This window comes from Aquimarina sp. AWH4_224 (genome assembly GCF_056160245.1).
In genome coordinates, this window is record NZ_JBSWWU010000015.1 from 53,869 (window position 1) to 74,130 (window position 20,262).

General features: G+C 36.1%; 18 protein-coding genes. 7 read left to right on the forward strand and 11 right to left on the reverse strand.

All coding sequences use genetic code 11. The annotated features are described in order from the left end of the window. Positions 1-24 precede the first annotated feature (24 nt). The 3 genes from mdh to secDF all read left to right on the forward strand — a co-directional run bounded on the left by mdh (position 25) and on the right by secDF (position 4,879). Positions 25-951 (forward strand): malate dehydrogenase, encoded by a 927-nt coding sequence (gene mdh / locus ACXAGJ_RS22305; RefSeq protein WP_473285784.1) that lies wholly within the window; start codon positions 25-27, stop codon positions 949-951. Between the two features lie 73 nt (positions 952-1,024). Next, on the forward strand, positions 1,025-1,645 hold the full coding sequence (locus ACXAGJ_RS22310; protein ID WP_474843084.1) for a hypothetical protein: 621 nt from the start codon (positions 1,025-1,027) through the stop codon (positions 1,643-1,645). A 198-nt stretch (positions 1,646-1,843) separates the two neighbouring features. Next, complete coding sequence (gene secDF, locus ACXAGJ_RS22315) at positions 1,844-4,879, forward strand: protein translocase subunit SecDF (RefSeq protein ID WP_474843086.1); 3,036 nt, start codon at positions 1,844-1,846, stop codon at positions 4,877-4,879. Between the two features lie 72 nt (positions 4,880-4,951). Here the strand turns inward: secDF and ACXAGJ_RS22320 are convergent, their stop codons facing one another. The 8 genes from ACXAGJ_RS22320 to ACXAGJ_RS22355 all read right to left on the reverse strand — a co-directional run bounded on the left by ACXAGJ_RS22320 (position 4,952) and on the right by ACXAGJ_RS22355 (position 10,431). Beyond that, positions 4,952-5,446, reverse strand: coding sequence for a DUF192 domain-containing protein (locus ACXAGJ_RS22320; RefSeq protein WP_474843088.1), 495 nt, complete (start codon positions 5,444-5,446; stop codon positions 4,952-4,954). A gap of 84 nt (positions 5,447-5,530) precedes the next feature. Then, complete coding sequence (locus tag ACXAGJ_RS22325; RefSeq protein ID WP_474843090.1) at positions 5,531-6,130, reverse strand: RNA polymerase sigma factor; 600 nt, start codon at positions 6,128-6,130, stop codon at positions 5,531-5,533. A 182-nt stretch (positions 6,131-6,312) separates the two neighbouring features. After that, complete coding sequence (creD, locus tag ACXAGJ_RS22330) at positions 6,313-7,668, reverse strand: cell envelope integrity protein CreD (RefSeq protein ID WP_474843092.1); 1,356 nt, start codon at positions 7,666-7,668, stop codon at positions 6,313-6,315. 30 nt (positions 7,669-7,698) lie between these two features. Continuing rightward, the gene (locus ACXAGJ_RS22335; protein WP_474843094.1) at positions 7,699-8,343 is read right to left on the reverse strand and encodes a DUF1361 domain-containing protein; all 645 of its coding nucleotides are present in this window, start codon (positions 8,341-8,343) and stop codon (positions 7,699-7,701) included. After that, positions 8,343-8,663, reverse strand: a complete 321-nt coding sequence (locus ACXAGJ_RS22340) for a hypothetical protein (RefSeq protein WP_474843096.1) — start codon at positions 8,661-8,663, stop codon at positions 8,343-8,345. The genes ACXAGJ_RS22335 and ACXAGJ_RS22340 overlap by 1 nt, the downstream gene beginning before the upstream one ends. Positions 8,664-8,716: 53 nt before the next feature. Beyond that, positions 8,717-9,010, reverse strand: a complete 294-nt coding sequence (locus ACXAGJ_RS22345; protein ID WP_073321048.1) for a winged helix-turn-helix domain-containing protein — start codon at positions 9,008-9,010, stop codon at positions 8,717-8,719. 29 nt (positions 9,011-9,039) lie between these two features. Next, entirely contained in the window at positions 9,040-9,645 is a 606-nt protein-coding gene (locus tag ACXAGJ_RS22350; RefSeq protein ID WP_474843098.1) for a hypothetical protein, read from the reverse strand. Between the two features lie 84 nt (positions 9,646-9,729). Next, complete coding sequence (locus tag ACXAGJ_RS22355) at positions 9,730-10,431, reverse strand: DUF6090 family protein (protein ID WP_474843099.1); 702 nt, start codon at positions 10,429-10,431, stop codon at positions 9,730-9,732. A 114-nt stretch (positions 10,432-10,545) separates the two neighbouring features. On the opposite strand from ACXAGJ_RS22355, the gene ACXAGJ_RS22360 reads away from it, so the two are divergent. Next, complete coding sequence (locus ACXAGJ_RS22360; protein WP_474843101.1) at positions 10,546-10,902, forward strand: DUF1801 domain-containing protein; 357 nt, start codon at positions 10,546-10,548, stop codon at positions 10,900-10,902. A 90-nt stretch (positions 10,903-10,992) separates the two neighbouring features. Here the strand turns inward: ACXAGJ_RS22360 and aqpZ are convergent, their stop codons facing one another. Together aqpZ and kdsA are read right to left on the reverse strand one after the other, a co-directional pair. After that, positions 10,993-11,676: an aquaporin Z gene (gene aqpZ / locus ACXAGJ_RS22365; protein WP_474843103.1), complete on the reverse strand. Its 684-nt coding sequence runs from the start codon at positions 11,674-11,676 to the stop codon at positions 10,993-10,995. A gap of 206 nt (positions 11,677-11,882) precedes the next feature. Then, positions 11,883-12,704, reverse strand: a complete 822-nt coding sequence (gene kdsA / locus ACXAGJ_RS22370) for a 3-deoxy-8-phosphooctulonate synthase (protein WP_474843104.1) — start codon at positions 12,702-12,704, stop codon at positions 11,883-11,885. Between the two features lie 120 nt (positions 12,705-12,824). Between kdsA and ACXAGJ_RS22375 the strand changes: the two genes are divergently transcribed. Continuing rightward, complete coding sequence (locus ACXAGJ_RS22375) at positions 12,825-13,361, forward strand: DUF3575 domain-containing protein (RefSeq protein WP_474843106.1); 537 nt, start codon at positions 12,825-12,827, stop codon at positions 13,359-13,361. Between the two features lie 141 nt (positions 13,362-13,502). Further along, complete coding sequence (gene typA / locus ACXAGJ_RS22380; RefSeq protein WP_073321062.1) at positions 13,503-15,302, forward strand: translational GTPase TypA; 1,800 nt, start codon at positions 13,503-13,505, stop codon at positions 15,300-15,302. A gap of 950 nt (positions 15,303-16,252) precedes the next feature. On the opposite strand, the gene ACXAGJ_RS22385 is transcribed toward typA, so the two are convergent. After that, positions 16,253-16,936: an ATP-binding cassette domain-containing protein gene (locus tag ACXAGJ_RS22385; RefSeq protein WP_473285797.1), complete on the reverse strand. Its 684-nt coding sequence runs from the start codon at positions 16,934-16,936 to the stop codon at positions 16,253-16,255. Between the two features lie 304 nt (positions 16,937-17,240). Here ACXAGJ_RS22385 and ACXAGJ_RS22390 point away from each other — a divergent pair, with 304 nt between their 5' ends. Continuing rightward, complete coding sequence (locus ACXAGJ_RS22390) at positions 17,241-20,258, forward strand: tetratricopeptide repeat protein (RefSeq protein ID WP_474843108.1); 3,018 nt, start codon at positions 17,241-17,243, stop codon at positions 20,256-20,258. The last annotated feature ends 4 nt before the right edge of the window (positions 20,259-20,262 follow it).

The window sequence follows — 20,262 nt, forward strand, 5'->3', positions numbered from 1 at the left end:
TTAATTACATCAAAATCATATAAAATGAAAGTTACAGTAGTAGGAGCTGGTGCGGTTGGTGCAAGTTGTGCCGAGTATATAGCCATAAAGAATTTTGCTTCAGAAGTTGTATTGTTAGACATCAAAGAAGGATATGCAGAAGGTAAAGCAATGGACCTTATGCAAACTGCTTCTTTAAATGGGTTCGATACCAAAATAACAGGAACCACTGGAGACTATTCTAAAACTGCTGGAAGCGATATCGCTGTAATTACTTCAGGAATTCCTCGTAAGCCAGGAATGACAAGAGAAGAATTAATAGGAATCAATGCAGGGATTGTAAAAACTGTATCTTCTAGTCTTATAGAACACTCACCAAATGCGATCATTATCGTAGTGAGTAACCCGATGGATACCATGACGTATTTAGTACACAAAACAACAGATCTTCCTAAAAACCGAATTATCGGTATGGGTGGAGCTTTGGATAGTGCACGTTTTAAATACAGACTAGCAGAAGCTTTAGGAGCACCAATCTCTGATGTAGACGGGATGGTAATCGGAGGACATAGCGATAAAGGTATGGTGCCACTTACGAGATTAGCGACAAGAAACAGTGTTCCTGTTTCAGAGTTTATCTCAGACGAGAGATTGGATCAAGTAGCGGCAGATACCAAAGTTGGTGGTGCTACATTGACTAAGTTATTAGGAACTTCTGCATGGTATGCTCCAGGAGCAGCAGTTTCAGGATTAGTACAGGCGATTGCTTGTGATCAAAAGAAAATTTTCCCATGTTCTACTTTCTTAGAAGGAGAGTACGGGCTTAATGATATTTGTATTGGTACTCCAGTTGTTTTAGGTAAAAACGGAATCGAAAAAGTTGTAGAAATAGAGCTTAGCGATGCTGAAAAAGCCAAATTAACGGAAAGTGCTGAAGGTGTGAAGAAAACAAATGGATTATTAGAATTGTAATCATTTCGATCTTCTTACAAGGTTTATAGTAAAAGCTGCTTTGATGCAGCTTTTATTTTTTTATATTTGCCGCATGAGTAAAAAATGGTATTTCGGTATTCTGATGACCACATTTACGCTGCTTATTGCTTTGCAGCGTAATGCCGTAGTACCTAATCAAGAGATCGTTCTCGAATTTGAGACCGTTGATATTACTTCTGTAGAAGCTCAAAACACCATTGCTTTTGTAAAAAAGCAATTACAATCCATTGGTGTTCAAAACACAAGATTATCGCAAGATGCAGAAGCGGGAAAGCTTAAAATCACTTACTACAGCGAAGCTGATGTAGAAGAGATCAAACGTATTTTTTCTCAGGATGAACGTATTGCTATTGATCACTTGCAACTTGATCGTCATAGTAATAACAATGAAACTCCAAGTGATAAAGACGCTAGAGATTATAGTTTAAATGTCTATGAAATCCAGAAAAGTATAGATACGGATACTGGATTTAATGGTGCTGTTATAGTAGAGATTAAACATGCACAACATGGAGATTCAAACGGTTATTCATTTCATGCTCTTAGTACAAGTAACTACAATGACCTTGACCGACAGATCAGGGTAACACAAAAAATATATGCTGTTATTGCTTTTGCGATAGACAGGACTACACGTAAAATCCCTGAAGTAAGAGCCGGACCTTTGGCTTAAAAAACGGAATTTAATACCCCGTAAAAAGTAATCCATAAAGTACAAGAGTACGTCTCGTAGACTTTATGTATCTCATCAACATTGCATAATGGTGATGTTGATCCTATTTAAGAACAATAAATCATCAAATTAAATAATTGTCAAACATAAGAGCATGCGTCTTGAATGCTCCGAACATTTGACCTAAATCATTACACAATGCAAAATAAAGGAGTTGTAAGGATATTTGCGATTTTATTTGGATTGGTTTGTATTTACCAATTATCGTATACATATCTAACTTACACAAAAGAAAAAGAGGCAGAAGCCTATGCCATTCAGAAATACCCAGAATCGGTTGAAAATTACTCGAAACTAAGAGAAGTAGCAGAGAGTACTTACCTTGATTCTATCGGTAAAGAAGAGATCTTTGCAGGAATTTCTTATAACGATGCAAAAGATAAAGAACTAAATAAGGGTCTTGACCTTAAAGGGGGAATCAACGTGATTCTTCAGATCTCTGTAAATGACATTTTGAAAGGACTTGCAAATAACTCTAAGGACCCGTCATTCAACCAAGCACTTTTGGCGACAGACGAGATCCAAAAGAATAGTCAGAATACCTATATCGAGGATTTCTTCACAGAGTTCGAAAAAATACCAGATGCACAATTAGCGTCACCGGATATTTTCGCAAACAAGAACTTAAGTGATGATATCACTTATGACATGACCAATGATCAGGTAAAACCTGTATTAAGAAGAAAAATCGATGAATCTGTAACTTCAGCTTTTGAAGTACTTCGTAAGCGTATTGATAAGTTTGGGGTTACACAGCCAAATATCCAACGTCTTGGAGAATCTGGAAGAATCTTAGTAGAATTGCCTGGAGCAAAAGATGTAGACAGGGTAAGATCATTATTACAGAGTACGGCTCAATTAGAATTCTGGGACGTATATAAAGCTGAAGAGATTTTCCCATTCTTGTTTACAGCAAACAACTTGCTAAAAGAAAGATTAGATAAGACTAAGGAAGAAGTTAAGACTGAAGTTGAGGAAAAAAGCGAAGTAGTTGAAGATTCTACGCAAACTGATACTACAAAATCTGACGAAGATGCGGCAATCGAAGATCTATTGGAAGACGCTGCAGAGGATTCTACCAATGTAGAAGCTCAGGTAAACCCAATATTTGATCTGATGGCTGGCCAAGGAGGTCAAGGAGGTCCTGTGGTATTGTCTGTAGAAAAGAAGAACGCAGATCAAATGATGGCGTATCTTAACGATCCAGAAGTAAGAGCATTATTACCACAAGAGTTACGATATGTAAAATTTGCTTGGGGTAAAGCGGTTAAGGATTCTGAAATTATTGATCTATATGCTATAAAGAGTAATAGAGATAGTACTCCTGAATTAAGTGGAGGAGTAATTACAGACGCGAGACAAGAGTACAACCAGTTAGGTAAAGTAACGGTTACTATGCAAATGGATGGTAAAGGAGCGAAGAAATGGGAAGAAATGACCGGTCGTGCCTTTAGCCAAAGAAGCCAAATTGCAATCGTTCTTGATGATATCGTATATTCTGCTCCAGGAGTTACTACCGGAGCAATTAGCGGTGGTAGAAGTGAAATTACTGGAGAATTTACTATTGAAGAAGGGCAAGATTTAGCCAATGTATTAAGAGCAGGTAAATTACCAGCATCTGCAGATATCATCCAAAGTGAGGTAGTAGGTCCATCTCTTGGACAGGAAGCTATTGATAGTGGTGTAATGTCGTTTGCCATTGCATTGGTATTGATCCTGATCTGGATGATTTTTTACTATGGTAAGGCAGGAGCATTTGCTGATGTTGCATTGGTAGTAAATATCCTTTTCATTTTTGGAGTATTAGCCGGATTAAAAGCAGTATTGACACTTCCTGGTATCGCCGGTATTGTATTAACGATCGGTATGTCGGTGGATGCAAACGTGTTAATCTTCGAAAGGATTAGAGAAGAATTGGCCAAAGGAAAGTCTCAGGTAGATGCCATTAAAGATGGATTTAATAATGCATTATCATCTATTCTTGATGCAAACATCACTACGGGTCTTACGGGTCTGATCTTATTAACTATCGGTACTGGTCCAATTAAAGGTTTTGCAACTACCTTATTGATAGGTATTCTTACATCGTTATTTACAGCGATTTTTGTGACTCGTTTGTTTATTGATGGATATGGTAAGAACGGTAAAGAATTAATGTTTGCTACTGGGGCTACCAAGAATTTATTTAAGAATGTAAATATCAATTTCTTAAAGAAGCGTAAAGTAGCTTACATTATATCAGGAATCATTATTATCGCAGGTGTTGGTTCGTTATTTACCAATAGCCTGGATTATGGTGTAGACTTTGTTGGAGGTAGAACGTATACTGTTCGTTTTGCTAAGGACGTGGTACCATCTGCAATAGAAAAGGATCTTGTGGCCGTTTTCGAAAGTGCACAGGCAAAGACGTTAGGTGCTAAGAACCAGTTAAAGATTACTACCAAATATAAAGTAAACGAGACCGGAGAAGATATTGATACTGAAATTTCGAATAAATTATACGAAGCTTTAAAGCCAAACTTACCTGAAGGTTTGTCTTACGATCAGTTCTCTAATGGAGACGAAGAAAAGCAAGTAGGTATCATGTCATCGATGAAAGTGGGACCAACCATTGCCGATGATATTAAGCAAGCGGCTTTTTGGTCGGTATTAGGATCGTTGATTGTAGTATTCTTATATATCTTATTACGATTTAGAAGATGGCAATTTAGTTTGGGTGCTGTAGCTGCGGTATTCCATGATGTATTGATCGTACTAGGTATTTTCTCATTAACATGGAAATTTATGCCGTTCAACATGGAGATCGATCAGGCATTTATTGCAGCAATCCTAACGGTAATTGGATACTCTCTGAATGATACCGTGGTTGTATTTGATAGGATCAGGGAATTCTTCCAGGAGCATACTTCCTGGCCTTTGGATAAAAATGTAAATGGAGCCTTAAACAGTACGTTAAGCCGTACGTTGAATACCTCGTTAACTACCTTATTAGTACTTATCGCAATCTTCATATTTGCGGTACCACTTAGAGGATTTATGTTCTCGTTAATCATTGGGGTATTGGTAGGTACATATTCTTCGTTATTTATTGCGACACCGATCATGCATGATACGGTAAGCAAAGTGGGTCTTAAAATGAAAGAACCAGAAACTGAAGAGAAAAAGAAAAAATAATTTTCTTCGTCATACACAAAAAACCCATCAATTATTGATGGGTTTTTTTATGTTTATATGTATTTAATCTATTTATTGCTTGGAAAAAGCAATCGAATCTCCTTTTTGTAGGTTCCACTCATCGGTGAGTTGTGCATTGACCTCCAGCACATATTGCGCAGGACCTTCAGAGGGTAGTGAGCGCTCATCCAGCGGTTGTGCATTTTTTTGAATACTTACTATCTTTTGTTTAGCATCGATAAATATGATATCCAATGCAAACTCAGTATTTTTCATATAAAAAGAATGAGGAGACTCATTTGGAAAAATAAATAACATCCCTCGGTCTTTTTGCATAGACTTACGGTACATCAAACCTGTTTGGATTTGATAATCATCATCTGCGATCTCGATATCCAGTTTAGAAATCAGAGTAGGAACGGTGTCCTGAAGGTTATATAGAGAGAGTTCGCCTTCTTTGGTAAAGGTGACTTCTTTTACCAAATTTTTGGTATTCTTCTTTCCATCACCGCAAGAGAAGATGAGCATTGCAGTACTTGCCAATAGTGTATAAAAAGTTGTTTTCATAGGTTGTTTTTATTCTGATTAAAAGTAGATAAAAAAGTTTCAGTACAAAAGTTTATGAAACGGTTTTCTAATCCATGGTATAACTCATTTGACTAAAGCGACTTCTACTTTATGATTCGACGAAAACAACTTCGAATATTTTGGATCTTTTTCAATCATCGATAGTAATTTTTTCTTGATTTCAAATTTTTTCTTCCGCACGTAGGCTTCGGTGTATCCCATGGTATTTGCAATTTCTCGCATTGTTTTACCGCTGAAAAACAGATGAAGCACCCTTTGATTACTGGGGTTTAACTTTCTGAAGTGAGTAAGGTATAATTGTTGTTTTTCGATATAATGTATTTCTGAAATAAGATCATTTCCTTGGTACGGTATATCTTCTAAAAAAGTAGGAGAAGAAATTAGTTTTTTGTTTTCTCGAAGTTTTTTTCTCCATAGGTTTCTGCAAATACCAAAGAAATAGGAATGAATAGAATATTGGGTTTGATCTAATGACAGAGCTGGTTTTTGCAACAAAATGAGTAATGCATCTTGAAAAACATCGTGGGCATCGTCTTCGTTGCCAGAATTTCTCAGCATATATTTCTTAAGAACGGGTAAGTTCTTTTTATAAAATTTTTTAATGATATGATGATCTCCATTTTGAATTCCTTTTAGAATAGATGAGTTGGTGTGGTCAGACATTTTTTGGTGTTGGTTTACTTCAGTTTACTAATCGAGACTGTTAAGGTTGCTCAGCATGATATTGGTATTAAATTAGGAATAGTGGAGCTGTTACGGTATGTATTTTGAGTAGACATACCCTTTAAGTGAGTAAAGGGTATGTCTGATTGAGCAAGAAGTATTGTCAAAAGACAATATACTACCTAATCGTTTTTCCAATCAATTTTCCTTGAAATCATCATAATGGTACCCAGAATTAGGAATAGCCCGATACTGCCTACCAACAAGGCATAACTTTCTAATTGTATGATCACAAAAATGAAGGCATACAACGCGGTGAGAGATAGGCCAATGAATCCCATAAACTTTAGACTTTTCAAAATGGCTTTAGAATACATAGCAATCAGTACAACTACTGCAATACCTGCAATGATATAAGCTTTTAGAAAACTAGAGTGTTCTGAAATCGAAATCAATAAGGTATAGAACATAGAAAGTGCTAAACCGATCATCAAATATTGAAACGGATGAATATTGATTTTACTGATCGTTTGGATAAGAAAGAAAACTAAGAAAGTTAATGCGATTACCAGATATCCATATTTGGTTGCCCGTTCACTTTTTTGATACTCATCGACGGGAATTAGTAGTTTGACACCAAAAGCTGAAGCATTGATTTGTGGGAGTTCACCAAAGAATTCTTGTTCAAACTCTCTATTGATTTGCAAAACTTTCCATTGTGCTTTAAAACCATTTTCTGTGATTTCTTTGGTTTTAGTATCTGGTAAATAGTTGCCATTAAAACTCGGTGACGCCCAATCCGAAGTCATAGCCACATTGGTTTCTCTTCCTACGGGAACAAAGCGCAATTGCTCACTACCATTAATGATAAGATCCATATCAAACTCAACAGTATTTTCCTTTGGGAGTGAGACTTCTTTGATAAATTGAGTTTCAAGGGTATTGGTATAAGAGTTTTGATTGTACTTAGAACGTAACGGGTAACTTTCTGTACCAATATTTAAGGTCAGATTACTTCTAATTCCTTTCAGGTTAGTGGAGTTGATAATCACTGTGGCTTTGTTCCATAAAATATCGTCGGCTTTAATGTCTTTGATTTCAAAATTAGGAACGGTAAAAGAGCCCTTAATTTTCATATCGGCAGTATACACTACAGATTCGTAGATACTTCTTCCCAAAGTTTCAGATTCTATATTGGTCTTTATATCTAAGGTGTTTGGGAAAAAATAAGCGTTATATACTGTAATCAGATTTTCTTGTATATAGGATTTAGTTTTATCATCCCAGGTCTTTGTTTGGCTGTGCACCTGATACGGAACTTTTAGAACCGGGCCGTATAACAATACCTCGTTCCCCCATTTCTGGTTAATTTCTTTTACAACCTCTTCTTGTCGGTAAGATCGTTCACGTATCAAATTTTGGATATACGATAATGGTATTAAGAGTACAAGAATTAATATACCCACCATGAGCATTCGTATTGTTATCGAAGTTTTGATCCATTGTCCGAAAGACTTTTTTTGTTTTTGGGTTTCCATAAAATAATGATTTATAAGTTACAATTGATGTTATCTTTTTTGTTGATAGTGATATATTAATCGATAGGTAATGATGAGGAATCCTCCAAAACCTATAGTAAATGCCCAGGTATTGGTATGTTGAATAGGAAAGAGTATCCTTTTTGCGATATCAGATAGAATTCCTATAGGGTTTTGAAGGATATCCCAACTATTCCAACGCAACACTCGTCCCAGGTAAATTCCAAATCCGCAGAGTAGCAGGATGATGTAAATGATGAAGTGTGTAGTTTTTTTAGAAAATCGTTCTTTCAATTGTTCCTGTATTAAATTTAGAGAGGCAAAGCCAACGATCAAACCGTTTACTGCAAAGGATAATATGAGTAGCACATCAAACCATATTTGTGATAATGTACTCCATCGTATATGTTGTATATCGGTAAGGATGTATGGTGAGTTGGGCAGGAACACCAACCACACCGAAAAACCAATCCAGAAAACAAACCGTCTTGGTTTGCTTATTTTTAGTAAAAAGGCAATTCCGTAAGGAACACACGCCAGAAATAAATTCCAAACCAGAAAAGTGTAGTATAACGAATCCGTTTTTATAATTCGGGTAAGTAATAATAGGCATCCAAAGAGAACTGAGCCTGTAAAACCTTTGATGAATGGTAATTGTTTATAGATAGTTTCCATTAGATAAGGGCATTTTTTAAAGGGTTCATAAATACGATATAGATGTAGCCAATAGTGATTGGGATATTGAGTAAGAATAAACCAATAGTGGTCAGATTTTCTTTGTAATGTTGATGGTTTATAATCAAATTAAAAAGTAAACCTATCAGGGTGATCGAGTTTAGTACCAAAGCGATAAGCACATAAACAATACCTGCTCTGATCACATATCCGGATTGTGAAATGAGAAAAAAGAGTAAAAAAATAGTGCCTAATAATAAGCTGACACTAGCAATAAATAGGGCTTTTTTGTTAACGGGTTGTACGATTTTTATTTTCATATTAAATTTTAAAAGTACTTTGAATTTCAAAGTAAATAAGTAAAAAAATATAGTTATTGTTTCAAAAGTTTTTCGATGGCTTCTACGTGTTTCTTAAAGGCTTCTCTTCCTTTTTTGGTAGCACTATAGCGGGTGTTGGGTTTTCGACCTATAAATGATTTTTCTACCAGAATATATTCTTCTTTTTCTAAGGCTTTAGTGTGACTGGCCAAGTTTCCGTCTGTAGCCCCCAACAATTCTTTTAGCATTTTAAAATCGGCATATTCATTAACCATCAATATCGACATAATACCCAATCGTATTCGATGATCAAACGCTTTATTAATATTGCCTATAATATTTTTCATTGCTGTAAAATGAGATGTAATTCGTGCTTTTAGCGATCATGTTTTAGATAAATCAAGCTTCCGTAAAGAATATGCATCACCCCAAAGCCAAGTACCCAAAACCAAAACCCATACCCCGGAAATATGGCACAGATCAATCCCAAAAGAATTTCAATATAGCCAAGGTATTTTACATTACCAATAGTATACTTTGAGGCATTTACAAGAGCAAGTCCATAAAAAATAAGCATTAACGAACCTGTTAATCCATAATGATTGCTAAATATTTTGATGAGTATATAGATACCTCCCGTAATAAGAGGAATCAAAAAGGCTGACAGTAACCGTTTTGAAGTTCCGTTCCAAAGAGTTTCATTGTTTTTCTTTGCTTTTTGTGTGCTCAAAATAATGGCCGTAACAATACTCAATAAAGCTACGGCAGCAAGATCGATAAGAATGAAGGTAAAGATCTTTCCGTCAAGGATTAGATAATTTCTACCACTTTGGCTAACGAGATAATATGCAATCGCTGCTCCGGCCAAAGCATAGATGCCTGCCATGATTCCGGATAAACCACTTAGAGAAAGAAAACGGGATGATTTATTCATCATATCCTTGATCTCCGTAATGTCTTTTAGATAGTCTTCTGTGCTCATATTTAAAAGTACTTTGAAATACAAAGTAAAATTAAATATTTCGATTATGCAAACTTTTGTTCTCTTAGCAAAGTTTAAAACATACTATTTGGAAGCTCCTTCTTTTGCTAAACGTGTATTTATTTTATCCAGAATATAGGTGGCGTTTTGTTTGTACGACTTTAAGTATTGTAGGTGATTATTGGCCGCAAGGATATTATAAGAAGCTACTCTTTTCCTGTAATCTTCGCTGGTTGCGAAGTAGGAAATCATTTCGGAGGTGTTATTTCCTTGTGTCCAATCTACGAACCAATCATAGGATTTAAAATCTTCAATATTTTTGAGTGATTCATTTTTTAGCATTTCATTACTAGACGATATAAAATCCGAAAAAATGGTATAAAACTGAGTGATATCGGTAGACAAAGAATCTTTTGCATTGGTGCTCTGACCAATAACTCCTTTTAGTTGTTCAAACCCTTTGGTGTTAATGGTTACTGGGGTATACGTAGTGGTTATACTCGGGCATAAGGCGCATTCTTTAAAGTTTTCTATGGAGATTTCTCCTGCAAGAATACGTTTGCTTTCTGCGATCCTATGTTCTTCGATTTTAATATAATTACTTACCATAGTAGTATCTGTGCTTAGATCATAAGTAATGTTTTTTAAAATTCCTTGTAGTTGGCGGTTTTGTTTTCTTGTTTCATTGGCATTATTGATTTGTACCGCAATCAAGATTCCTATAACTACCAAAATAATTTCACCAATGGCATATGCCAGATATTTGAAGATTTTACCTTTTGTCATGGTTGATTTTCTAATTTTTCTGAATAAAGCGATCACGTAGATGTCTGTTTGTTAGCTAAAAATAGAGAAACTTTTTTGGTTTCAATTCATAATTCAAAAATGTACATTTGAAATATGAATCCAGCAGAAGCCTACATCCTTAATCAATCAGAGCCGTATAAGTCAATTTTATTGCATCTACAGGTTATTATTGAAACTACGGTTCCATCCTTGGAACTACTATATAAATATAAGATTCCCTTCTACTACATAGAGAGTAGACCTTTTTGCTATTTAAATGCCTCCAAAGGATATGTCGATCTAGGTTTTTGGAATGCAGGTCATTTGACCAAACATCTGGATCAGATGACTACGGCTGGGCGTAAAGTGATGAAATCCCTACGATATCAAAGTATTGAAGAGATCGATGAGACAATTTTGATTGAGGTTTTACAAGAAGCGTATTCGGTTAAGGATAAAAAATTCTTCTAGTACCAGGTCAAGAGCAAGCAGTTTGATTGTTGGAATAGAGTACGACACCATTTCTAAAAGAAGGATATCGTACTCTGGGAACAGTGTTTTTTATTTTTCCGGAGCTAATATTTTGTAAACTATACCAGCTAGAATAGCACCTACAATTGGGGCGGCCCAGAACAACCATAATTGTTCTATAGCCCACCCACCTGCAAATATGGCTTGACTTGTACTTCTGGCCGGATTCACCGAAGTGTTGGTAACAGGAATGCTAATTAGGTGAATTAACGTAAGACCTAACCCAATGGCTACTCCGGCAAACTTATTGGATGCATTAGAGTGTGTAGCCCCCAAAATAATAATCAAAAACATAAAGGTCATTACAATTTCGGTAACCAGAGCAGAAAGCATAGAATACCCCCCGGGAGAATGTTCTGCATATCCGTTGGCAGCAAAACCTCCGATATCGAATCCTGCTTTCCCGGTAGCGATCACATACAAAATTCCGGCTCCTGCGATCCCACCTAGCACTTGGGCTACGATGTAGGGTAGTAGGTCTTTTTTGTTGAATCTGCCTCCTACTAATAATCCAATAGAAACCGCTGGATTGAGATGGCAACCGGAAACATGACCAATAGCATAAGCCATGGTGAGTACGGTTAAACCAAAGGCGATAGAGACCCCTACAAATCCAATTCCTAGTTCAGGAAATCCGGCTGCAAGAACAGCACTTCCGCACCCTCCAAGTACCAACCAGAGTGTACCAATAAATTCGGCAATAAGTTTTTTCATAATCTGTGTTTTAATGTTGTTGTTACTATATACTTAGGTATTAGTGAAGGTCTTGTATAATAGTATTAAAACAGTGGGTAGGAATACCCGAAAGGTACTAAAAAAAATAATATCCCCTGACCAGATGATTATGAATTACTCCTAAATCAATAAAAAGAAGTGTTATGTTGAATACTTTGTTCAGTAGAAAGTAGCAGAAGCAAAAATTACTTCAACTCATTTACTACTTGTCTTATGGCTACTAGATTACTCAATAGTTTTTCCAGGTGATCTAGGTGTAACATATTCGCTCCGTCGCTTTTGGCATTAGCAGGATCAAAGTGTGTTTCCATAAATAAACCATCTACACCTGTTACCACTCCGGCTCGAGCTATGGTTTCTATCATATCCGGTCTTCCTCCAGTTACTCCACTGGATTGGTTGGGTTGTTGTAGAGAGTGGGTAACGTCAAGAACTGTAGTGCCATATTGTTTCATAGTAGGAATTCCTCTGAAATCTACGATCATATCCTGATAGCCAAACATGGTACCACGATCAGTGATCATTACATTGTCATTCTTACTATCCCGTACCTTTTTGGCTGCGTGTTGCATCGCCTCTGGACTCATAAATTGTCCTTTTTTCAGATTGACGGTTTTTCCCGTGTTTGCTGCGGCTACAACCAAATCTGTTTGACGCACTAGAAAAGCAGGGATTTGTAATATGTCGACATATTGGGCAGCTATAGCAGCATCTTCATTCGTATGGATATCTGTGATCGTAGGAACATCAAACGTTTCACCTACTTTACGAAGTATTTTTAGGGCTTTTTCATCCCCAATACCTGTAAAACTGTCGATTCGACTTCGATTTGCCTTTTTAAAGGATCCTTTAAACACATATGGAATATTCAGTTTGTCGGTAATAGCAACTACTTTTTCTGCAATTCGTAATGCCATCTCTTCTCCCTCGATAGCACAAGGCCCTGCCAGTAAAAAAAAGTTATCGGCATCAAGGTGTTTCAGATTTTTTATGTTTGAAAGATCCATAGGTGTTTTTTAAAAATGCAAAGATAAATCTTTTAAGGTTGTCATTAAAAGTATTATCCAGAAAAGTAATTATGGCATGGGGCTTGATTAAGAAGAAAGCATCAAAACAAAAACACTCTTATGAAAAAAACAATCACAGCAATTTTTTTATTGAGCACTATTTTCTTGTCTGCTCAAAATTCTACAGTGGGGGTAGAAAAGCAACTATTTAAAGTAAACTTATTATTAACACCTGGTTTGGAATACGAAGTTGGGGTATCCAAGAATGCCACGCTTGATTTTAGATTAGGAACTGGATTAGCCTATGTAAAGGTAAATGATGAAGAAGATTATGGGGTTTTCTTAAATTTTGAGGGAGCTTATCGCTATTATTATAATTTCGAAAAAAGAGCGAGTAAGGGCAAGAATACTTCAGGAAACTCTGGAAATTATGTAGCACTCACCACTTTTTTGGCTAGCGGTGATCCAATTATTGGGGATTTGGAAAGTGATACAGATTATATCGGTCAAGTAGGGCCTGTATGGGGTTTTCAGCGCACATACAACTCTGGGTTTAATCTCGGTTTAGAATTAGGATTAGGGTATACCTTTAGTGAAAGCGACTCTTTTGTAGCACCAATTGTTGGTTTCAGATTGGGTTGGGCTTTTGGTAGATAAATCGATATTATAATTTTAAAAATATGGAAGCTTTATGTTTGGTTTTAAACGACTGAGCATAAAGCTTTTTTATTAATTGGATTTTCGTATACAAACTCTAAAAATATCTTGTACCTTTGCAGCCTTAAAAATGAGGCGTTTATGTCAGCTATAAAAAATATTGCAATCATTGCACACGTAGACCACGGTAAAACAACCTTGGTAGACAAGATCATGTACCATTGTCAATTGTTTCGTGAAAACGAAAACACTGGAGATCTGATTTTAGATAATAACGATCTGGAACGTGAAAGAGGGATTACTATTACCTCAAAAAACGTGTCGGTTACCTATAAAGGAACCAAAATCAATATTATTGATACTCCAGGTCACGCCGATTTTGGAGGAGAGGTAGAGCGAGTACTTAATATGGCAGATGGTGTGTTGTTGCTGGTTGATGCTTTTGAAGGTCCGATGCCGCAAACTCGATTTGTACTACAAAAGGCAATTGACCTGGGATTAAAACCATGTGTGGTTGTCAATAAAGTAGATAAAGAAAACTGTACACCAGATGAGGTGCACGAAAAAGTGTTTGATCTCATGTTCGAATTAGGAGCAGAAGAGTGGCAGTTGGATTTCCCAACGGTATATGGTTCTGCAAAGAACAACTGGATGAGTGATGATTGGAAAAACGAAACCAGCAATATAGAACCTCTATTGGATATGGTTATCGAGCATATCCCATCTCCAAAAATTGAAGAAGGTACTACGCAAATGTTGATTACTTCGTTAGACTTTTCTTCATTTACTGGGCGAATCGCAATTGGGCGTTTGCAGAGAGGTGAGTTGACCGAAGGGATGAGAGTTTCTTTGGTAAAAAGAGACGGATCGGTAATAAAATCCAAAATCAAAGAGTTACACACTTTTGAAGGTTTAGGAAGAAGAAAAGTAGAAAAAATCGAAGCCGGAGATATCTGTGCATTGGTAGGATTAGAAGGTTTTGAGATTGGTGATACCGTTGCAGATTTAGAAAACCCAGAAGGCTTAAAAACCATCGCGATCGATGAACCTACAATGAGCATGTTGTTTACGATCAATGATTCTCCTTTCTTTGGGAAAGATGGAAAGTTCGTAACCTCCAGACATATCAAAGAACGTCTTGAAAAAGAATTAGAGAAAAACCTGGCACTTAGAGTTCAAGAAACAGATAGTGCAGATAAGTTTATGGTTTTTGGTAGAGGAGTTTTACACTTGTCGGTACTTATCGAGACGATGAGAAGAGAAGGGTATGAACTACAAATCGGTCAGCCACAGGTAATCATCAAAGAAATTGATGGACAGAAATGTGAGCCAATAGAAGAGCTTACCATAGACTTGCCAGAGCATGTATCAGGTAAAGCGGTAGAAATGGTTTCACTTCGTAAAGGAGAAATGCTAAGTATGGAAGCCAAAGGTGAACGTATGGTTTGTGAATTCTTAATTCCGTCTAGAGGGATCATAGGTTTACGTAATCAATTGTTGACTGCTACGGCTGGTGAAGCAATTATGGCCCACCGTTTCAAAGAATACCAACCCGTAAAAGGAGATATTCCTGGACGTATTAATGGTTCTTTGGTATCTATGGAAAAAGGAACTGCAATCCCATATTCTATTGATAAATTGCAGGAAAGAGGTAAGTTTTTTATCGATCCGGGAGAAGATATATATGAAGGACAGGTTATTGGTGAAAACTCTCGTGGAGATGATATGACGGTAAATGTTACCAAGACCAAAAAATTATCCAACGTACGTTCTGCAGGAGCAGATGATAAGGCAAAGATTGTACCCGCGATCAAATTCTCTTTGGAAGAGGCTCTAGAATATATTCAAAAGGATGAATATGTAGAGGTAACGCCAAACCATTTACGATTGCGAAAAATTTTGCTTACCGAAGTAGAGCGAAAAAGAAATAAAGCAATATAACTATCATATAAAAACCCCAGTAAATACTGGGGTTTTTGTTACAAAAGAAGGCTTCACACATTACCTTCTCATTGCGTATCTGCTAGCTCCGGGCAATTGTCTTAAAAAGCTCTTTAGCGCTGTTAAGTCAATCGTCATAATTCCAATAAAAACTTTCATATCCTTTCCCTTTTAATTAATCCCTATGTATTTGTTTGAAGAACTAAAACTCTTCAAAAAATAGAATACAGTAATCGGGCCAAAGTTTTTAAAATTGAAACTTTTATAGAAACTTTAAGAGTCTGTTCTCAAACCTAATGGTTGATCGAGATACGCTTCTTTTTGTTTTTAAAATATGTCAATTATCGGTGAATTGCATTACTGGATGCACTTGGCAATTCCTTCAAGAAATTCCATAATTTTTTGAAACTAAATAGATGGATAGTGTAGAGTAATTTCATAAGCCTGTTTTTTTGTTATTAAAAATGTCCCCCAAAGAATAGCGTGCTATTCTTTATTTATAAGTGTGCTTTGGGATAAAATGTTACCATAATATTGAAGTATTTAACATTTGCCAAATTATAGCCATTACTTTATAGTTATTACTTTATAGTTATGAAATGATTGGGATGTAAAGTAAAAAATCCCGAGGGGGGTACTCGGGATTTAGAATCGATATTTTGGGGTAAATTGGGGTATGAATCTGGGGGCTAATTCAGTGTTTTGGGGCACTGTTTGGGGCTAATTCTATATTTTGGGGCGAATTGCCATAACATTCATTTCAATTACAATACAAATGTAAGAAACAACTTCGGGGTGCAACTTGTAAAAAACAATAAATTATCGGTAAAATACATTTTTTATACGACAAAATACACAAAAAACAACGGTTTCACATATTTTGAAGTGTGGTTTTTACATAAAGTCTATGGATTTGTAAGAAAATACTGAGGCTTGAAAAGAGGTAGAAATTATCCCTTTCGTTGTACAACTTCAAAAACTTTATTGCCATCGCATTTCAACGTTTTAGAAGGGTACTTTAGTAATAAAGCATAATCATGTGTGGCCATCAAAATGGTATTTCCATTTTTATTGATATCTTGTAAGACTTCCATAACCTCGACTGAAGTTTGTGGGTCCAAATTCCCCGTAGGCTCGTCTGCCAATATCAATTCTGGATCATTAAGCAATGCTCTGGCAATAGCAACACGTTGTTGTTCTCCTCCAGAGAGTTGATAAGGATATTTAAAGTCCTTGGTTTTCATACCCACTTTATCCAAAACATCATCAATTTTGCTGTCCATGGCTTTTTCATCAGTCCATCCGGTAGCTTTTAGAACAAACAAAAGATTTCCTTTTACCGTCCTATCGTTAAGTAATTTAAAATCCTGAAATACAATCCCCAATTTTCTACGTAGAAATGGAATTTGCTTTTCTTGTAGCGTGGGAAGATCAAAATCTACAATGCTACCTTCTCCCTCCAACAGAGGTAAGTCTCCATAAAGCGTTTTCATGAAACTACTTTTTCCAGTTCCTGTTTTTCCAATTAGATACACAAAATCTCCTTTGTTTACTTCAACATTTACATCAGAGAGAATTAGATTTTCACGTTGATAGATGGAAGCATCTTTAAGGTGTAATACCGTATTGGACATAATGAATGATTCTGAATTTATTAAGACTTGATTGGTAAAAGTAAAAAGTTTTCGGATAAAATGGTCAGGTTCAACCTTAGATTTTTACTTCAGTTTTGTGATATAACCCGTTTTTGGGGATTCTTATTTTACAGGATGTCATTTTTTTATCCACTATTTAAAACTACTATAATTCATATTTGTCGATTCCTAGTGTAATTATCTCCAAATTCTTTCGTTATTAGTATGAAGATTAGGCTATCTTTAACACAAAATTTATTCGCGGGAAACGATATTTACCTTTTTGATTGTAATACCTAATTCGATGAACAAATACATCATTTCGATGCTTTTTGTGATTGGCCTGTCTGCACTAACATCTGCACAACAGTCTGCCATTTACACCAATGAGCTGGTGCTCTATAATCAAGCACTTGAATTATATAATAATCGACAATTTCTTGCTGCCCAAAATCTTTTTGATAAGGTCAGAGATATGGTGGATGACGAAAACATTGATGCCGATTGCACCTATTATATTGCCAACTGTGCAGTATGGCTTAATCAAAGAGATGCAGATCAACTCCTTGAAGAGTTTGTAGTTAAATATCCCACTAGTATCAAGCGTAATTCGGCATACTTGGATGCTGCGAATTATTATTTTGATAATGGGAAATATGCGTATGCAAGAAAATGGTATGAAAAAGTAGAAGAAGGGAATCTAAGTCGTAAAGAAAAAGAAAGATTTAATTTTAATAATGGGTATGCCTATTTCAAAATTCAAAGATTTAATGAAGCTAAAAAATTCTTAAGTAGAGTACAAGATTCACCAGAGTACGGGGCTAAGGCCAAATATTACCTGGGATTTATTGCCTATGAAGGAGATAACTATCAAGAAGCAGATCGCTTGTTTGATGAGGTAAAAGATTTGAATGAGTACAATAAGAATCTCTCGTACTTTCAGAGTGATATGAATTTCAAGTCGGGTAATTTTGAAGAAGCAATACGAGAAGGATTAGCGCAACTTCCAAAATCCAAGCCTTCAGAAAGATCAGAATTAAACAAAATCATTGGGGAAAGCTATTTTAATTTGGGAGAGTACCAAAAAGCCATTCCATACTTAAAAGAATACAGAGGTCGTAAAGGGAAGTGGAACAATACAGATTATTACTACCTGGGATATGCCTATTATAAAAATGGAGATTATGCAAGTGCCATTTCAGAATTCAATAAGATTGTCGATGGTCGCAATGCTACCGCTCAGAATGCATATTATCATCTAGCCGAATCATATCTTAATACAGATCAAAAGCAACAGGCTTTGAATGCTTTTAAGAATGCTTCCGAAATGGATTTTGATGCCAAGATAAAGGAAGATGCTATGTATAACTACGGGAAATTAAGTTACGATATTGGTAACTCTTATGAGAGTACTCCTAGTGTATTGCTTAATTTTTTGGATCAGTATCCTAATACCGAATATGAGGAGGAAATGAAAGAACTTCTAATAAGTTCTTATATCACTTCCAAGAATTATAAAGAAGCGATGGATCTTCTGGAAGGAAGTCGAAACTTTGCCGATAAAGAGGTATATCAGAAGGTAGCATTCTATAGAGCTATTGAATTATATGGAGAAAACGACTATAACCAAGCCATCATCTACTTCGATAAATCTTTAAAGCAACCCGTGGATCCAAAATTTGAAGCCAGAGCGATCTACTGGAAAGCAGAGAGTGCTTATTTATTAAATGATTTTGATGAAGCACTTATTGGTTTTAAGGAGTTTGAGAACAGTACGGGGGGATCTACGATATCCGAATATGAGCAATTAGATTATAATCTTGGATACACCTATTTTAAATTAAAACAATATCCTCAGGCTGCAAAACATTTTGAAACCTATTCGAATAATGATAGTGCCGACGAACTTCGACAAACCGATACCTTTTTGAGGTTAGGAGATAGTCATTTTATTTCAAGTAAGTATTGGCCAGCTATGGAAGCTTACAATAAAGCAATCAAGGCAAATGGTCCTGATGCAGACTATGCACACTATCAAAAGGCAATAAGCTATGGTTTTGTAAATAAGAACAATCAAAAGATTAAGGATCTGGAAATGTTCTTGCTACAGTACACAAGATCTACCTATCGTGACGACGCTATGTTTGCGCTAGGAGATGTGTACATCGCAGAAAACAAAATTGATCGTGGTATCCAAGCATATGATCGTTTGATTAGAGAAATACCAAGAAGTTCGTATGTGCCAAAAGCATTGTTAAAACAAGGGCTGGTATTTTATAATGGAGACAAAGGTAATAGCGCATTGTCTAAATTTAAAAGAGTTGTGGCCGATTATCCGGGATCCGCAGAAGCAGTACAAGCAGTAAACACAGCAAGATTGATTTATGTAGACCTGGGCAGAACCGATGAGTATGCTTCTTGGGTAAAGGGATTAAGTTTTGTAAGCGTTACTGATGCTGACCTGGATAATACTTCTTACGAAGCAGCTGAAAAACAGTTTTTGGAAAATAATGAGAGTGCAGCCATCAATGGGTTTGAAAAATATTTGAACGAATTTCCTAACGGTATACATGCGTTGAAGAGTAATTTCTACTTGGCACAGTTACTTTTTAAAAGAGGTGATAAAGATGCTTCGATTCCACATTACGAATTTGTTTTGCAAAGCGATCGAACTGAGTTTACAGAACAAGCTTTAGCGCGTTTATCACAGGTACATCTTGAAAATAGAAGCTACGAAAAAGCCATTCCTGTATTAGAACGACTAGAACAGGATGCAGATTTTCCTCAAAATATTGTTTTTGCACAGTCTAATTTGATGAAGTCTAACTATCAGTTACTCAATTATCAGAAAACAATAGAATATGCCGATAAGGTATTGGCAAACCCAAAAATTGAGAATGATGTCAAGAGCGATGCAAAAATATTTACCGCAAGAGCCGCCCTACAAACCAATGATTTGGTGCGCGCACAAAAAGCGTATAAAGAAGTTCAAAAAATAGCAAAGGGAGAACTTGCAGCAGAATCACTGTACTATGATGCGTATTTTAAAAATTTGAATGCGGATTATAAAAACTCTAACATAACCATCCAAAAACTAGCGAAAGATTACCCTGGATATCGACTTTATGGATCTAAAGGTTTGGTCCTTATGGCAAAGAACTTTTATGGACTTAAAGATGCCTATCAAGCTACCTATATCCTGGAAAGTGTAATCAAAAATTTTGCGGATTATCCCGATGTGGTCGAAGAAGCTACAGAGGAGCTTAAAAAAATCAAAGCCGAAGAGGCAAAAACTAATTCATCCATCCAAACCGAACAGTAATCCT

Excerpts from the sequence above, each read along its gene's own strand:
- mdh (WP_473285784.1), top strand. The coding sequence starts at position 25 with ATGAAAGTTACAGTAGTAGGAGCTGGTGCGGTTGGTGCAAGTTGTGCC.
- ACXAGJ_RS22310 (WP_474843084.1), top strand. The coding sequence starts at position 1,025 with ATGAGTAAAAAATGGTATTTCGGTATTCTGATGACCACATTTACGCTG.
- secDF (WP_474843086.1), top strand. The coding sequence starts at position 1,844 with ATGCAAAATAAAGGAGTTGTAAGGATATTTGCGATTTTATTTGGATTG.
- ACXAGJ_RS22320 (WP_474843088.1), bottom strand. The coding sequence starts at position 5,446 with ATGAAAACAACTTTTTATACACTATTGGCAAGTACTGCAATGCTCATC.
- ACXAGJ_RS22325 (WP_474843090.1), bottom strand. The coding sequence starts at position 6,130 with ATGTCTGACCACACCAACTCATCTATTCTAAAAGGAATTCAAAATGGA.
- creD (WP_474843092.1), bottom strand. The coding sequence starts at position 7,668 with ATGGAAACCCAAAAACAAAAAAAGTCTTTCGGACAATGGATCAAAACT.
- ACXAGJ_RS22335 (WP_474843094.1), bottom strand. The coding sequence starts at position 8,343 with ATGGAAACTATCTATAAACAATTACCATTCATCAAAGGTTTTACAGGC.
- ACXAGJ_RS22340 (WP_474843096.1), bottom strand. The coding sequence starts at position 8,663 with ATGAAAATAAAAATCGTACAACCCGTTAACAAAAAAGCCCTATTTATT.
- ACXAGJ_RS22345 (WP_073321048.1), bottom strand. The coding sequence starts at position 9,010 with ATGAAAAATATTATAGGCAATATTAATAAAGCGTTTGATCATCGAATA.
- ACXAGJ_RS22350 (WP_474843098.1), bottom strand. The coding sequence starts at position 9,645 with ATGAGCACAGAAGACTATCTAAAAGACATTACGGAGATCAAGGATATG.
- ACXAGJ_RS22355 (WP_474843099.1), bottom strand. The coding sequence starts at position 10,431 with ATGACAAAAGGTAAAATCTTCAAATATCTGGCATATGCCATTGGTGAA.
- ACXAGJ_RS22360 (WP_474843101.1), top strand. The coding sequence starts at position 10,546 with ATGAATCCAGCAGAAGCCTACATCCTTAATCAATCAGAGCCGTATAAG.
- aqpZ (WP_474843103.1), bottom strand. The coding sequence starts at position 11,676 with ATGAAAAAACTTATTGCCGAATTTATTGGTACACTCTGGTTGGTACTT.
- kdsA (WP_474843104.1), bottom strand. The coding sequence starts at position 12,704 with ATGGATCTTTCAAACATAAAAAATCTGAAACACCTTGATGCCGATAAC.
- ACXAGJ_RS22375 (WP_474843106.1), top strand. The coding sequence starts at position 12,825 with ATGAAAAAAACAATCACAGCAATTTTTTTATTGAGCACTATTTTCTTG.
- typA (WP_073321062.1), top strand. The coding sequence starts at position 13,503 with ATGTCAGCTATAAAAAATATTGCAATCATTGCACACGTAGACCACGGT.
- ACXAGJ_RS22385 (WP_473285797.1), bottom strand. The coding sequence starts at position 16,936 with ATGTCCAATACGGTATTACACCTTAAAGATGCTTCCATCTATCAACGT.
- ACXAGJ_RS22390 (WP_474843108.1), top strand. The coding sequence starts at position 17,241 with ATGAACAAATACATCATTTCGATGCTTTTTGTGATTGGCCTGTCTGCA.